Origin of the sequence: Methylobacterium sp. E-065 (assembly GCF_022829605.1) — a bacterium.
Taxonomy (GTDB): domain Bacteria; phylum Pseudomonadota; class Alphaproteobacteria; order Rhizobiales; family Beijerinckiaceae; genus Methylobacterium.
This window is the reverse complement of sequence record NZ_JAKSYD010000128.1, coordinates 1-13,623: the sequence shown is the minus strand read 5'-3', so window position 1 is coordinate 13,623 and position 13,623 is coordinate 1. Positions and strand designations below refer to the sequence as shown.

Annotated in this window: 8 protein-coding genes; 4 read left to right on the top strand and 4 right to left on the bottom strand. The window is 51.4% G+C overall.

Annotation, left to right across the window (positions count from 1 at the left end; translation table 11 throughout):
- Positions 1-256 precede the first annotated feature (256 nt).
- Together MKK84_RS17500 and MKK84_RS17495 are read left to right on the top strand one after the other, a co-directional pair.
- On the top strand, positions 257-1,420 hold the full coding sequence (locus MKK84_RS17500; RefSeq protein ID WP_243921884.1) for a hypothetical protein: 1,164 nt from the start codon (positions 257-259) through the stop codon (positions 1,418-1,420).
- On the top strand, positions 1,402-2,238 hold the full coding sequence (locus tag MKK84_RS17495) for a class I SAM-dependent methyltransferase (protein ID WP_243921882.1): 837 nt from the start codon (positions 1,402-1,404) through the stop codon (positions 2,236-2,238). Before MKK84_RS17500 ends, MKK84_RS17495 begins: the two co-directional genes overlap by 19 nt.
- Before the next feature lie 160 nt (positions 2,239-2,398).
- Here MKK84_RS17495 and MKK84_RS17490 read toward each other — a convergent pair whose 3' ends face one another.
- The 3 genes from MKK84_RS17490 to MKK84_RS17480 all read right to left on the bottom strand — a co-directional run bounded on the left by MKK84_RS17490 (position 2,399) and on the right by MKK84_RS17480 (position 6,127).
- A complete protein-coding gene (locus MKK84_RS17490; RefSeq protein ID WP_243921880.1) occupies positions 2,399-4,186 on the bottom strand; it encodes a lipopolysaccharide biosynthesis protein in 1,788 nt (595 codons plus the stop codon).
- Positions 4,187-4,220: 34 nt separating this feature from the next.
- Positions 4,221-5,186 carry a glycosyltransferase family 25 protein gene (locus MKK84_RS17485; protein WP_243921878.1) on the bottom strand — a complete coding sequence of 322 codons (966 nt, stop codon included), beginning with the start codon at positions 5,184-5,186 and terminating at the stop codon, positions 4,221-4,223.
- A gap of 335 nt (positions 5,187-5,521) precedes the next feature.
- Positions 5,522-6,127 (bottom strand): recombinase family protein, encoded by a 606-nt coding sequence (locus MKK84_RS17480; protein WP_243921876.1) that lies wholly within the window; start codon positions 6,125-6,127, stop codon positions 5,522-5,524.
- A 336-nt stretch (positions 6,128-6,463) separates the two neighbouring features.
- Between MKK84_RS17480 and MKK84_RS17475 the strand changes: the two genes are divergently transcribed.
- Both MKK84_RS17475 and MKK84_RS17470 read left to right on the top strand, forming a co-directional pair.
- Positions 6,464-7,501, top strand: a complete 1,038-nt coding sequence (locus MKK84_RS17475) for a YihY/virulence factor BrkB family protein (RefSeq protein WP_243921873.1) — start codon at positions 6,464-6,466, stop codon at positions 7,499-7,501.
- Between the two features lie 1,818 nt (positions 7,502-9,319).
- Positions 9,320-11,782: a primase-helicase family protein gene (locus MKK84_RS17470; RefSeq protein ID WP_243921872.1), complete on the top strand. Its 2,463-nt coding sequence runs from the start codon at positions 9,320-9,322 to the stop codon at positions 11,780-11,782.
- An 843-nt stretch (positions 11,783-12,625) separates the two neighbouring features.
- Here MKK84_RS17470 and MKK84_RS17465 read toward each other — a convergent pair.
- Positions 12,626-12,958, bottom strand: a complete 333-nt coding sequence (locus tag MKK84_RS17465; RefSeq protein ID WP_279599584.1) for a helix-turn-helix domain-containing protein — start codon at positions 12,956-12,958, stop codon at positions 12,626-12,628.
- Between the last annotated feature and the right edge of the window lie 665 nt (positions 12,959-13,623).

Here is a 13,623-nt window from a genome sequence, read left to right as displayed (position 1 = left end):
GACCCTGAACCTTCACGTTCAGAATCTGCTCAAGAGGAAAAGGGCCAGGACGTCCCCTGCCGGCAAAAGGAAGCCCACCCGATCATTAGGTTAACCGGCGTCGAACCTATCGAACACTAGACACCGAACTCTGCGTAATGAGCGCAGGTAAGCCCCGCATCCTTCCACTGTTAAAATGGAAACCGGCGAGCTATGATACTGACTATCCACGTGTGCGGGGACCCTCGGAAGAGCGGGTGTCCAAGAGGCTCGCTTCATGATCTCAACAGTTATTTGCGGTCATTTCCAAAGCACCATTTTTTTTGGTAAGAAAGAAATAAGTTCTATAGCGAGCTTGATAGACGGAATACCCCGATCCTGCGATCAAGATCGTGATATGATTACGTCACTGAATTGGTTTTTATCACTTTCAGACCGATGGAACACCCTTCCTGTAGTGGTCTTGCTGCATCGAGATCGGAATCCTTTCGGAGCACTGCTTCTTCACGGGACCAAATTCGGCGGTGTGCCGATAGGAACTTTCAGAGCAGGATATCTTTGCGGTCGGGGAGGCGTTGTCGGCAAAACAGAAGCTTATTCGAATATTATCGAATATGGCACAGAGGCACTCATCAAAAGTAAGTTCGCACATACAGTTATCGTGACCTGCATTTCGCAAAATAATGAACGCCCTGTGTCGCTGGACGAAGGTGATCGCAACAGCTTTGCCAGGAACTGGCAATTTCACGAAACAAGAAGCCGCCTTCCTTTGACGGGAGGAATGGATGGACTGCTTTCTCGCTTTAGTCAGAAAATGCGGAAAAACTTCCGATACTACAAAAAGCGCGCTGAAATTGACATTGGATGCGTGTTTCAACCTTCTCTCAGTTCGACTCAAGCTATTTCGGCTGTAGAACAGCTGCAGGCGGTGTCAGTCCGATCTGTCAAACTGAAATCAGCCTTACAAAGACAGAGAGCGATTGCAGATCAACCGGGTTCATTTTCAATGGGACTGATCGACAAAAGCGGCGATTGGGTGAGCTACCTTTCAGGCTGGAGGCAAGGCAAGACGTGTGTTGTCGAATGGCAACTTAATCACGAGGATGGGAATAACGCTTCGATTTCGATGGCTATGCGACATTTCTTTTTGGAACATGAAATCGCAAACGGAATGGAAGAAGTGATTTTCTTGGCTGGCACTACGCCTATTTGGAGTAGAGTTTGTGAGCCACAATTATGTGGTGAATACCTCGCAACGCCCGGCGGTTTGAAGGGGAAAATAGTTCGCGGTATTTACGGATTTCTCCACCCAAACGGCAAAGTATCTCAATTGACTCGAAAGCACAAAGTGCTTCTAAAGAGTAAATACTTAGCTAGTTTTGCGGTCCTGTGTGGCCTAAACATTGTTGCGGGAGCAGGGGTGTGCTCGTGCGTATTATAAAGCTTGCTAAAAAAACTGCAACAATAATCCTTACTCGGAACACCTATGGGCGTCGATATCTGCTGCGGCGCGCCCTAAAACTAGGTCAACACCATGTCCATCCAATTGATGCGTATTACAACATTCGAACTAGTGGGTTCATTCCAAATTTTCTCAATGACCCGGGATCCAATATAGTTAAAATTGCAACGCGCGAAAACAATCATTATGCTGGTTGCCAGCCGAGTTGTCTAAGAAAGGCACTTCAATCGCTCCCCGATACGAGCGAATTCGTCTTTTATGACTACGGCTGCGGTATGGGTCGCGCATTAGCGACCGCATCGGAATTCGCTTTTCGTGAGCTTATTGGCATCGAGCTATCTGAAGAACTTTGCACCATTGCAGTCGAGAATGCTCAGAGGATCGCCGATTCTTTCCCTGAAAGAGCCCGGATCAGCGTCAAACAAGGTGACGCGATTGCGGTCGAGCTTCATGGCGACAACCTGGTGATTTTTATGTATCATTCGTTCGGCCGAGCGACGCTTACGTCAATTTTAAATAAGTTAGAAAAACTAGCTAAGGACGGTCGGGATATTTTTGTAATATTTGAAAATCCTGTCAACGGAGACCTGTTAGAACAATCGACACAGTTCGGACGCTGGTATGCTGAGCAGGTTCCCTGCGATGCCGAGGAAATTAGCCACCATTCGGATGCCGATGATGGCTTCGTCGTTTGGCGCTCAATCAACGCAATTACGGCCGACCGGAGCGCCTATAATAAATTCGAGATAGTAATAACTAAGCCAACTTGGCGAGCAGAAGTAGTTAGGTCTGACTGATTGGTTAACCCGATAGATTTGGCAAGTGCGCAACCTAAAAACAAAAGCGTTTCAACTCACTGCTATCGACTTGCACCTTTCAGTAGCCGGGGAACAGACAATTTCTGATGGTCAGTTCCTCCCTTAGCGTTTGCCCCAGTGCTCGGCGCGGCGAGCCTGTTCATCCATTCGATCGATTCTCAAGAGACAGTAACGCGTGGCGGTGGAGCGGGGACTCAAGCTCTGGATCGCCGATTGCGCCCACGCGTTCTACCGTCTTAATGACGGCTTCACACACAACCGGTGGCCAAGGCACATTGTAATCATGAAGCAATTGGGCTGCGCTTAGGAGAACATTGCTTCGGTCGGAGAAGGGCTCATCTTTCGCGATGTCTGATTGAAGAATTTCTTTCGATAAAGCTGTGATAAGCTGAATAATTTCATCCATTGGCTCTGCTTGGTCGACAGCTTCGCCCGCTCCAACTAGCCCTTTGCTCTTGGTCGCTCGACGCAAGCGTCCAGTCAACATCAATTCAGGACCGTCCGGCCGCCCCATTACAAACCATAGAGCCAATAGCGCAACTGTATAAATAACAATGCCAATTAGTATTGTGACAATTGATGCCGCGGCTAAGTTGAATCCGACAGGTATTCCACTTAGCCAGTGGCTCATTGATAATAAAGAGGCATACATCACCGCGCCCGAAAGATACGGGCGAATAATTGCTGCAAATTGCTTTTGAAATTCTAGACTCGTCAGTGAGTGAACGATTATCATGCCAGTCACTAAAGATATCAATCCTGCGCCGGCGCGAGCAAACAGCACTCCTGTTACCCCAAACCATAGTGCTGCGAAAAAAAGTGCAGGGAGTTTAATTACTAGATCTGCAGCAACGAGTATAGTAGCGAATCGCGCTCTATTTAACGTCAGGGCCAATGATGAAACCGGACCGGACAAAACGCTGAAAATTGCGCCGGCCGCGATTCCAGAGAGAATGGGCGCAGCTTCCGTCCATTTATTTCCCAATATTATTCTGATCGCAGGGTCCGACATTATAGACAAGCCGATATACGCCGGCACGACGATTGTAGCGGATGCAGAAGATGCCTTCCTATAAGCTTGACTCAGACGGGCAGTATCGTGTTGGACAGATGAAAAACTCGGCAACCAAGCGCGCGCTAGAGGGATTGCCACAATACTGTATATCATACTAGCAAGATTTTCCGCGACCGAGTATCGGCCAAAATCAGCGAGGGAAATATAGCGACTGAGGATAATCCGATCGGCCTGCCATGATATCGCACTAACCAGTTGTCCCAGACTATGCCATCCTGCCAAATTTGAAAATATTGACCAGTGTCGCAAACTAAGGCGCGGTCGATATGGAGCTACATAGTAAGAAAGTGCAGTGGTCACAACGGGACCGGTCAAAGTTCCGACTGCAATAGCCCAGTAACTTTGTGTAGTCACAGCAAATGCCACAGAGCTACTAAAGCTTGCAATTTTTCCCAGAAGATCCATCGCGATTTCGCGACGAAAGTCGAGTTCGCGAACAAATTTTATAGCTGCGGGACTGCTTAAGCAGCGCAATATAGAGCCGACACCTAACGCTGCAACGAGGGGAGCAACGCGTATATCATTACTGAATTCTGCAAACGGCTTAGCTATCAATAGAAGCATCGCAGCAATGCCGATGCCTCTAATAAGGCTTAACGTGAATGCGGTATCGAGCGCGCCCCTTTCGAATGTATGAGTTCGAATAAGACTATTTGATATCGGCAGATCCGTTATCATTTCCACTATAAAAATTGGTATCATGGCGAGAGCCACAACACCAAACTCGGTCGGGCCTAGGACGCGAGCTAGGATGACAAAAGTTGCCAAGTCAACGAGACGGGTGCCAAGCCGCCCAGCTATCAATAAGATTGCAGCTTTGGCGGTTTTAGTTGCTGTGTTATTGCTTGACAAAGCGTGAGACGTCCTATACGATTTGAAACAAGTTTCAAAAGAGGCTTAAGGCTTTTTTATACCTATAGCCGACATTGCTGGCTCTCTTTCTCAAGTTGTCTGAGATACGCGTGCGTATCCGCACAAAACTTGAATTATCCCGTGATACCAGAACATCGTTCCTCAGCTTTTCGAGGGATGATTGGGTGTTCCTTTCGACGACAGGGAACGGAAATACGCAGTAGGGATCAAGCTTGTGCCGCCAAAATCTCCCAAGTTCGTCATCGATAGGGATTGATATTCTTTGTATATCTTTTAGAAACGCGTCGCAGCCGCGTTTATTAATGAGGTAAGCTTGTGTGCCATAAGGGTCTGTTCTAAATCGTATAATCTGTCTGAATCCACTGAGATTATCGACAATATCCGCGGGCTTAAACATTTTTGCAAACAACCTGATATAATCTATCGACCGCTTTTCTAGCAAGTCAATTAACTCTTGGAAGTCAAAATCGCTGTCGATCCATACATCATCTTCGAGAACCAACAGCCAATCAGTCGATCCAGACGAGAGAAATTGGCTGAGTAAATTATAATGACTTCTGAAGCATCCAATTTCACCCTTGGTAAGGCATCTGCCGAACTGTCTTCGCTGTGATTCGTGGTCGGAAACTAATTGCGATTTCTCATCTGAGCCCGTATTGGCGTCGAAGAAACTCCACGGCATCGAGGATGAGAATTTGATATTATTAGAAAGAAATGCGCGCTTTTCGAACGAGTTCTTCAAGCTAATTATCTTTACTTCTATTTGCATTGACGTTACCATATATTCCAATCGATGATTGCAGTACTCAACTGTACGCTGCGAATTGCCCGATACTCTAATCCAAGTCGGTGCGAGGCGTAAGGGTATGGCTGGAGAAACACCCCCGTGATAAATGAATCGGCAATATGTGCTCTTCTTTGAAGCAGCGAGTTCAAGGATGTCGTCACCGGCGCCCCGGAAATGAATCCCTAGATCCACCCGTTCTCCCTGCCTCGGTTGTGGCAGCTTAACCACGCCTGTCTTGAGTGAAGCATAAGGAAGTCACAGCGCGATCAGGCTGCGGGCTCATTCAACCCTCAGGCACTAGGCTCGGCATGACCGCCCGCGTTCTCTCGACTGCCGGTGGTGTGTCCTTCCTTGCCCTGCTGTCGACCTTGCCAAGGCATCGCCACGATCGTGCCGCTCTATCGCTTATTCGTAGATCCATCGGCGATCGGTCAGGACTTGAGCCTTCACCGCGGAGTCGTGCCCGACGATGAGTTCGATCTTAGTGCCGCCCAGCATAAGCGTGTTGTTCGGCAAGGTGCGCTACCCTAAGCACCGCATCGCAACTCGGCCCTCTCCGCGCTATCCGAAGCGCCGACCTCCTCTCTGGACTTGAGAACACGATGAACGCTCATTCGGCTGACTCCTAGCGCCTTCGCGATCGCTGAAGGACCAAGACCCTGCGCCTTCAGGTTCACAATCTTCTCAGCAGGAATGGAGACCGGGCGCCCCTTTCCAACGTAAACGCCGGCCGCCTTGGCTTTGGCGATACCCTCAAGCTGTCGCTCACTGCGAAGGTTTGTCTCGAACTCAGCGAAAACTCCCAGCATGGAGAGGAACGCCTTACCGGCGGCCGTCTCTGTATCGATCGGCTGTTCTGTGGCTTTAAGGAACGCCCCTTTCCCCTTGAGGTCCCGGACGATGTCTTGGAGGTCCCCTACGGACCGAGCCAGCCGATCGATGCGGGTCACCACGATGGTGTCACCCTCGCGGACGAACTCAAGCAGGTTCTGAAGCTCAGGGCGCCCGTGAACCGTGGTCCCCGATCGTTTCTCGGATCGGACGATGTCACAGCCTGCGGCCTTCAGAGCCTTTAACTGGATGCTGAGGTCCTGCTCGGTCCCTGAAACCCGAGCGTAGCCATACAGCGCCATCGCGACCGAACCTGTCACAAAAGAATCTAGACCTTGATTCGATGGCGTATCAAAAATCTGGGGTCAACCCTTTTGATACGGTCGCCGGACGTAACAGGCAGTCGTCACTTAACGGTATACCCTTGTGCGGCACACAGGCCGCAGCGATGTCGTCGCCGCGTCATATGAGACGGTGGTCCATGGTCCCATACTCTGGCGCCTGCGACTGTCGGGGTTGGGCGACACATCCCGCAGGCTATGCATAGGGAAGCCACAGCGCGATCGAGCTACTGGCTCACTGAACACAAGGGCATTAGGCTCGGCCGGAAAGCCCGCGTTCCCGATGTGAGCTGCCTCATGGTCCAAGAAGAGGCTGAGGGTCAGGATTGGCGTTCGGTGAGCACGCGTGCTCCCGACGACGAAACAATTAGGGTCGCACAAGAACGGGCTCTTGAGCTTGGCCATGGCCGATCTGCAGCAGCGCCCACCGAAATACCTCCCGCTGGATGGCGGGACATTCTTACGCGTGTTTTCTGGTCCGTTCCTCGTGACCGCGTTCTCTCGACGGCTGGGGGCGTAGCTTTTTTCGCCCTTCTGTCGACCTTCCCCGGCATCGCGACGATCGTGTCGCTCTACAGCTTGTTCGCGGATCCGGCAGTCATCGGTCAGCACCTAAGCGTGCTCAAGGGCGTCCTACCCGACGGCGTTCTCGATCTGATAGCGGCTCAGCTTCAGCACGTTGCTGAACAGGGTGCGGGGAAACTCGGCACGGCGTCACTGCTAAGCTTTTTGATCGCCTTCTGGAGTGCGAACTCGGGCGTGGCTGCACTCTTCGATGCCCTGAACGTGATCTACAGAGAGCGTGAGAAGCGAGACCTTGTGCGGGTCTACCTGACGACCTTCCTTTTCACCCTGAGCGGAGCCATCGTAACGGTCGCGGCCATCGCCACGGTCGTTGGCCTACCGTATCTCCTGAACCAGCTAGGCTTCGGAAAAGGGACCGACACGCTGTTGCGGGTCCTGCGTTGGCCCGCCCTGCTCGTCATCGTGAGCCTGGGTTTGTCGCTGGTGTATCGACACGGGCCGAGCCGTCGGACCGCCAAATGGAGATGGGTCAGTTGGGGCAGTACCGTCGCCGCCCTCGGTTGGGTTGGCACTTCGACGGTGTTTTCGCTTTATGTGGCGACCTTTGACTCATACAACCGGATCTATGGGTCGCTAGGAGCCGGCATCGGCTTCATGACCTGGATCTGGCTCTCGGTCGTGATCGTCCTGCTTGGTGCCGTGCTAAACTCCGAAATGGAACGGCAAACCGCCAGGGACAGCACGGTCGGTCAGCCTAGGCCGTTGGGATCTCGGAGGGCGTTTGCGGCAGACACGGTCGGGCCGCCTTGAATCTCACCGCACCGGAGCGAATTGCTCAGCCGTTGCTTCTTCCGACCGGTATTCTCGCGGCGACTTGGTTCTCTGCACCGGTATGGGTGTCTTGATGACGTCCAGCCTTGCCGGTCAGGCTTGGTCCGGTCGTAGGTCGTGCAGCCGGTGATAGGGGGCCTGAAGTAGGCTCGACGACACAGGGCGTTTTGAGCCTTCCTCTGGGATCCTGACTCGCCCAAAGGCGTGTCAAGGCTGGATCGAACTCCGAGACGGAATGGCAAACCGGCTGTCGCACCCCTGTGCCACGTGGAGCCCTCGCGTTCTAAAAGGCGGGTGAACCCGATACGGCGGACCCACAGCAGCCCACACCTTGCAATGGCGGTATGGGACCGGGCAACCGAAGAGCATGCCAGATTTTCGCACATTTCAGCAAAAGCTCCGATTTGAGTCACTTCGCTCGGATCCTGCAGATCCGCCAAATGCGCTTCTTCATTCAAAAATCTGGAGAAACCCCCAAAGCCTGGGTTTCCATAAGAAGCCAACGGACCAATGAGATCTTTTTGAAGGTCTATCATGCTACAAATTCAATCTATTTGCCGACAATCCGCTATAAACGACATGTTATTCTAACAATTACTACAATATTCGGACAGCTAATGCCGCTCTATCACGGAAATGTGATTTGATCGACTGGGTTTACAGGCGTCAATATTATGTTGCCCGCTAAATCTTCGGGCCAAGAGCCGAGCCCCTGTAGAATAATGGAGCCGAAACGCAGGGCCGGCCTCTCGCCGGATGCAAGCGAAGGCTGTCGGCTCAGTTCGTGAAGAACCCGAACGAGCGTCAAAGAAAGCCAGCGGCAAATGCATTCCCGCTGGCTAATTCTGATTTACAGCGCCGAAAGAGGGAAATAGACCAATGAAAGAATTTAGGTTTGACTTACAAATCGTAGCAGATCCCAACAAGACCAACACATTCCATGTTAGATATGCGTTTGTTACTTATGAGCGCACGCTTCATCACGGCGGTACATACAAAGAGGCAGAGGAGAAAAGGGCAGAGATCGAGGAGGAATTATCTGACAAGCTCGATCGTTTACAACGTAGGGAGAAAGATCTATCCTTGTCTTCCTACGAAAAATCAGAATTCGACCCAGAAGACACGTGGGACCAACTCATACAGCCGCGGCTGTAATACGCACGCGCAATTTCTATTTAAAGTTACAAGACTATAAAAAGCCGTCCCGGAGCCAGCTAAAAAATAGGGTTCCGGGACGCCTTCGCCGAATGGTGACTAACAAGAGCTTTATCACTCCGCTGCAGTTGAAGCGTTCAGTCCGGCTTTGTTTAAAGACCGGCACAGTCCTCCCGGCTGCGATCGATCAAGCTTCCACTTCGTCCATTCGATTATTTGTCTGACAGGAATGGCGAACCTCCGCTAAGGCGTAGGTACAGGTGGCCACGATGCGAATTCTGCAATGTTGCATCAGGCTGGGCTAGCCACCCTATTCGAAATCTGCGTCCCGAATAAATGGACAACTGCAGCACCAATCGTAAGGGGTTAGCCCTCTATTTCGCGGCGAATTCCGACGCCAATGTATTCACGAGCGAATATTGAATGAATGTAACGGCTTGGTCGAAGAAATTCGGATATATCTTGGATAAGCCGGACGTAACAATTAGATAAAACTCAATATCGACCGCAAAACGATTTTAAGTGAGGTTATATATGTAAAGGGAGAATGTGTCCAGTTTTCTGAGCCACTATCCGATAGCTGTAACTAACGCTACGGAAAATATATGCAATTGTTCAGATTTTCAGTTTTAAGAGGAACAAATGAAAGCAAAACGACATGAAATCGCGGAAGCGTTTGATACGACTTTCTTTTTCAACCAACTGTTTCAGCCTGCGACCAGGGGGTTCATCGTAATCTGGTCAAAACTTAACTCGCAGACAGAATCTTTTCCAATCAGTGCTGTCGACACAGCTGTAGAGAGAATTCGACACCTCTCGCAAGACGGAGACGTTTTCCTCGCGCGCGGTCTTCAGCGTGAGGTCCCACCAAAAGGGACCCGAGGAAGCGCCTCTAATGTCGAGTTTGTAAGCGGACTCTTCGTGGACATAGACACACGTGAAGGTCCCCACGGATCCGAGGACAATCCTGCAAATCCAGAGAAGCTCCCAAAAGATGTAGACGAAGCTCTACATCTTATGAAAAAAGAAGGGGCTCCAGCTCCAACCATGGTTGTTCACACCGGAGGTGGCTGTCATCTCCATTGGTTATATACCGATCCAGAAATGCTCGAAGGCGATCTGAAGCGTAATGCTGAAGCAACGTTCTCAAACGCGTTCCAATCAGCGGTTCGTATTAGTTTCGAAGCCATCGGATACCGGCTTGATCCTACCGCGGACCTGTCGCGTCTCTGCAAGGCACCTGGGACATTCAACCACAAAACTCAGCCCGCTAAGCCTGTTCGGTTGATATCAACCGGACCTCGGGTCGATCGTGCTGCCATGGAAAAATGGGTGTCCGAAAGGGTGAAGCCTGACACCTCGAAAGCACTCGTGCCTGGGCCGGCGCAGAATGAAGAGAGCATTTTCGACCTCGCGCTTGCCGAAGCGCGTGACAGAAAAAAGGTCGGCGATCGGGACAAGCAATACGTCGGATGTATCTTGGCTGGATGCTCATGGCTTCGGCACTGCTTAGCCGATGCCGGCCAGCTTACAGAACCTGAATGGTATCCAATGATAAGCATTATTGCTCGAACAGTGAATGGCCCAAAGTGGGTGCATGCATTCTCTAGTGAACATCACAGATATAATGCAAAAGAAATCGACGGAAAGATTGCTCATGCCCTCCAAGACACCGGACCTGCACTTTGCGACCGTATAGCGGGTCAGCTTGGATGGGCGGGCTGCGTCCGGTGTCCATTTCGAGCGTCAATCAATAGCCCAATGACTTTGGCTGAGCAGCCATTAGAATTGATTGTCATTCAAACAAACACTGTTTTCATAACGAAAAGCGAGAAATACCTCGATTTGAAAAGTGGCGAACAATTCAAAATCAGTCAGTTTAGCAACCGGGTGCGTAAGAACGCCGGACCACGACCTCATGAGATTCTCACCGGTTCATCGACGATGCCAATAGTCGATTACGAGGCGTATAAACCAGGGCGTTGCGATCTAATCCTCGAGTGCGAGAATGGCAATCTATCCGTCAATACATGGTCCGATAGGTCTATAACGCCAAGGGCTGGCGATGCCGGCCTAATCTTACGCTTTTTACAAATGCTGCTTCCCGATCCCATCTCCAGAAATCATGTAGTTCTTTACCTTGCCCACATGCTGCGGCGTCCCGGCGTCAAGATAACGCATGTCATAACGTTGGTAGGTCCTCAAGGCACCGGCAAAAGCACCCTTCTAGAGTTGGTCTCGAAACTGCTTGGACATCAGAACGTCAGCTTGATTCAAGGAGGGCAACTCGGAAGCAAGTGGAAGAGTAAGCTTGTCAACGTTCAGGCTCTTTTGATTGAAGAAGCTCAACAAGGCGAACGGCTTGAGACATACGAGGATATGAAAGAACTTATCACGGGATCGACCTACAACGTAGAAGATAAAGGCGTCACTTTCTTCGAGGGCAGAACTCCTGACGCGATATTCATGACCTCTAATCATGAAAACCCGATACACGTCCCGAAAGATGATCGTAGGTTCGCGATTTTCGATACGTGTCGAGAACCGATAGACGAAGCCGAAAGAACAGCACGCGCCGCTTTCTTCGAAACGCTTAGGCGAGAACTTTTTCAGAGTGACGCCCTTATCGCGTCATTCGCTCAGTATCTCATGGACCAAGATCTCAGTGCGTTTGGTCCCAAAACTTCTCCGCCTCAAACGGAAGCTAAAACAAGATGTATGCAGCAGACTCGAACTCCTCTGCAGTCGATAATCGCAGATTTAATTCAAGAGGGGAAATATCCATTTCACAAGGATATCATGACTGCCAAGGAAATCGCTCAATACCTCAATGAGACGATGGGTCCGACACGGACCCATATCAATGGTCATAAGGTAGGAAAAATTCTCGCGGAACTCAAGTGTCGTCAGGTGAACCTCGGTGAGAACGGCATAGCAATCGATCTCTGCTTGAGGGACGGCTCGAGAGAGCGTGTCTGGGCGGTGCGAAATCCTGACCGTTGGCTGATGGCTGACCGAACTGCGCTGAAGGACGAACACGAACGGCTTCCCTCAGAATGTCATAGCGCCAGCTTGGGCGGAGGAAGAATTCTGAAGTCTATCTGATATTTGAATTTCTCACTCGGTCCGAAATCGCATATCGCAGTCCATCTTAATTGGTGGGCTGCGAACTGCAGTAGGAGGAGGGGTTCATTACTAGGTCCTTTATTATTTATATATTATTTTTCTTCATTGAATAAAAACAAATGCGATATGCGATTTGCGGTCTCGCAGACATCACTCGCAACAACTCCTCCTCCCTTTTGGTAGTGAGTAGTGACTGTCTCTAATCTGGACGGGTTCCTCGCTCGCCGCCAGCCCTACTTTATTTAAGCGGCATTCCTGCGGGGATTGGTCGACTCGACCACTAACGTCGTTTGCCGATCGTCAAAGTCAGCGCGTGGCTTGTATGCCGGGTGCCTATGTTGCTCCCTACCTTGCCCGTACTCGAACCATCGCCTTCCCGCACTTCCGGAAGGCTCTTCGTGAGATCGACTCGGACGGGGTAAGGGTTTGCCTTCCGACCTGCTGGGGTCGCGTTTTGGGACCGTTGGACTTCAATGGAAGAAAATGGGACCTTCATCCCTTCCGCACACCGCTACGCTGGCCCTACCAGACAGCGGTGGGAAGGCGGTCTGCTATGTGCGGCCAGCCTGACGGCCGATACCCCTGTGGTCGCTCGCATCGGCGAGCGTTTCAAACTCAGGCTACGCAACCTGATGGCCAGAGCACTACTCTGACGGAGGCAGACGTCGGCTCTAGTGCAATGACGCCGACAAAACGTACACACGGCAAGGCTATTTTACAAGCTGAATCAATATTTTAGCAGGCAAGCACGTGGTGCGTTCGTCAGCGTCTGTGCACTAGCGTCGATACACTGCTAAACAGGGCAAAGCTATCTTAGGCGCCTCACGTCCGTTCAAGCATCGCTTGGGCGATCACCACAAGCAAGCGTTGGTCCGACTCCGACAGTCGTCTAAAGAGCGCGTTCAACTGAGCCCGTCGGTCCAGCGTGACCTTATCGCCTTCGATCGTTTCGACGACAGCGGTAAGCGGGATCCCCGTCACGTCGCAAATCGCCTGAAGGGTGTCGAGACCGGGTAGGCTTACTCCCCGTTCGATGTTGCTGACAGCTTCCTTCGTTCGATCAATGCGCTCCGCCAATTGGCTCTGAGTGAGCCCTGAAGACTCACGGGCTCTCTTCACCCTCAGCCCGACAATCCGGCCTAGCTCGGTTCTCATACACCCCGTTCAAGCTTCACTGGATTTTCGGACGAAGCATACTTCACCAAATGCCGCTTTGCACGAAGCATGGCTTCGCCTCGTCGGTGTCGGGTGATCTGAAACCGCCTTGGCCATTTCAGCCCACACAGACTACTCACCCGTTAGCTCGTTGCGGCTCGCAGGTTCCGAGACCATCACATCCAGACCGCAGTAAGCTATAAGGCGTTCAGCAAGGTCATCATCTTCGTAATCGTAGAGGCTTAGCTTTGATAAATCGTCTCTGATCGCATTGTGAATAAGCTGACACAGTCGCAAATGTGGCCTGAAGCTCCATGCTTGAGCCAGAATGGCGAGTATCTCTTCGTTGGTCCGGCCAGCCTGCATATCACCTGTCTCCTAACCAAACGGCGGCGTTAAACGCCGAAGCTAGGCGACGGTCGGACCGTTCTTCGCCTTGGAAATGGTAGCTCGGTTTGGTGGTCAAGGCACTTCCTTGGCGACGCTATCTTGAAAGCCCCGCCTGGCAGTGAGGATCATTCCGCAGCTAGTGCAGTGACGCGGACGGAGGATTCACGCGTAGGATGAGACGTGCGAGTCTGGGCGATGGCTCAGACGGTATGCGTGCTCCTCGATGCGACCGACGCGGCACGGTTGGCTGCGATTGCCAGCGACCGCTGCCGTCC

Bases quoted from the DNA above. Each gene is read 5' to 3' on its own strand.
- MKK84_RS17500 (WP_243921884.1), top strand. From the start codon at position 257: ATGATCTCAACAGTTATTTGCGGTCATTTCCAAAGCACCATTTTTTTT.
- MKK84_RS17465 (WP_279599584.1), bottom strand. From the start codon at position 12,958: ATGAGAACCGAGCTAGGCCGGATTGTCGGGCTGAGGGTGAAGAGAGCC.
- MKK84_RS17470 (WP_243921872.1), top strand. From the start codon at position 9,320: ATGAAAGCAAAACGACATGAAATCGCGGAAGCGTTTGATACGACTTTC.
- MKK84_RS17480 (WP_243921876.1), bottom strand. From the start codon at position 6,127: ATGGCGCTGTATGGCTACGCTCGGGTTTCAGGGACCGAGCAGGACCTC.
- MKK84_RS17475 (WP_243921873.1), top strand. From the start codon at position 6,464: ATGGTCCAAGAAGAGGCTGAGGGTCAGGATTGGCGTTCGGTGAGCACG.